This is a genomic window from Polynucleobacter sp. 39-46-10, from assembly GCF_002282275.1.
Map to the genome: position 1 here is coordinate 1 of NZ_NCJB01000403.1, position 1,867 is coordinate 1,867.

The 1,867-nt window shown below is 47.8% G+C and carries 2 protein-coding genes; both read left to right on the forward strand.

The genetic code is table 11. From position 1 onward, the window contains the following. Window positions 1-603, forward strand: a 603-nt coding sequence (locus tag B7X71_RS16140) for a 2,3,4,5-tetrahydropyridine-2,6-dicarboxylate N-succinyltransferase (RefSeq protein WP_293601480.1), incomplete at its 5' end; no start/stop codon positions are given. Between the two features lie 9 nt (window positions 604-612). Then, entirely contained in the window at window positions 613-1,764 is a 1,152-nt protein-coding gene (gene dapE, locus B7X71_RS16145; protein ID WP_293601481.1) for a succinyl-diaminopimelate desuccinylase, read from the forward strand. Window positions 1,765-1,867: the final 103 nt, after the last annotated feature.

Below are 1,867 nucleotides of genomic sequence, written 5' to 3' on the forward strand. Positions count from 1 at the left end.
CCAATGGGTGCTGGTGGCTATACCCAGTTCTACGACAAGGTTCCTAGCAAGTTTGAGCACTACACCGCTCAAGACTTCGCCAATGGCGGTTTTCGCGTAGTTCCTCCTGCAATGGCTCGTCGTGGCTCATTTATTGGTAAAAATGCTGTTTTAATGCCTTCCTACGTCAATATTGGCGCTTATGTCGGTGAAGGCACGATGGTGGATACCTGGGCAACAGTAGGTTCATGCGCCCAAATCGGTAAAAACGTTCACCTTTCTGGCGGCGTTGGCATTGGCGGTGTTTTAGAGCCGATCCAAGCTGGTCCAGTGATTATTGAAGATAACTGCTTTATCGGCGCCCGCTCAGAGGTGGTTGAAGGTGTGGTGATTGAAGAAAACGCCGTGCTCTCAATGGGTGTTTATATTGGTCAAAGCACCAAGATCTACGACCGTGAAACCGGTGAAATCCATTATGGCCGTGTCCCAGCAGGCTCTGTTGTGGTGCCAGGCTCCCTTCCTTCTGCTTGCGGCAAGTACAGCCTGTACGCTGCGATCATTGTGAAGAAGGTCGATGCCCAAACCAGAGCAAAGACCGCCATTAACGAACTCTTGCGTGATTAATCTAGATCTATGAGCGCTACCCTTGAGTTAACTGAAGCCCTCATCTCCTGCCGCTCGGTCACCCCAGCGGACGGAGGCTGTCAGGACCTCATAGCCCACCGCCTTCAAGCAATTGGTTTTCATACAGAAAGCGTTATTAGTGGTCCCGAGAATTTCCAGGTCACCAATCTTTGGGCAATCAAAAAAGGTACATCAGGCGATCAAGGTGAAGTCTTAATGTTTGCCGGCCATACTGATGTGGTGCCCACCGGCCCATTGGAAAAGTGGACTAATGATCCATTTACCCCAACCATTCGGGACGGCATGCTTTATGGTCGTGGCGCTGCCGATATGAAGACCTCACTGGCTGCCTTTGTAGTTGCTACAGAAGAATTTGTCATCACTCATCCCAATCACAAAGGCTCTATTGCTTTTTTGATTACCAGTGATGAAGAGGGTCCAGCAAACGATGGCACCGTCATCATGTGTGAGCGTTTGCAAAAGCATGGTCAACGTTTGGATTACTGCGTGATTGGTGAGCCAACCTCAGTAGATAAATTAGGCGACATGATTAAAAATGGTCGTCGTGGCTCGCTCTCAGGCAAGCTTCGAGTCAAAGGTATTCAGGCGCACATTGCCTACCCTCACCTTGGTAAAAATCCGATTCATATTTCAGCACCCGCAATTCAAGCATTAGTAGAAACTGAGTGGGATAAAGGCAATCAGTATTTTCAGCCTACCAGTTTTCAGATTTCCAATATTCATGCTGGCACCGGTGCCAACAATGTCATTCCTGGCGAGCTAGCTGTAGATTTCAACTTCCGCTTTTCCACTGAAAGTAAGCCAGAGGAATTACGCAGTCGTCTAGAAGGAATACTTACTGACGCAGGTCTCGACTTTGAAATTGACTGGGTCTTGGGTGGCAGTCCATTTATTACTGGCGATGGTGCCCTTGCTGGCGCCCTCCGCAAAGCCATTAAAGACGAAACCAAAATCGATACAGAACTCTCTACTACTGGTGGTACCAGTGATGGACGCTTTATTGCCAAGATCTGCAAAGAGGTAGTCGAGTTTGGCCCGATTAATGCGACGAGTCACAAAATTGATGAGTGTGTGAATGTGGACGATGTTGTACCACTCAAAAATATTTTCCGTAAGACTCTCGAACAACTCGTTGCTTAAACGTATTCAGTCAATTACTTCCGATACAAATTCCTAATGGACCCTGCGCCCCAGCAATCTCTATCACTTGATCAATGTATTGATCAAATTGCACAACGACTAG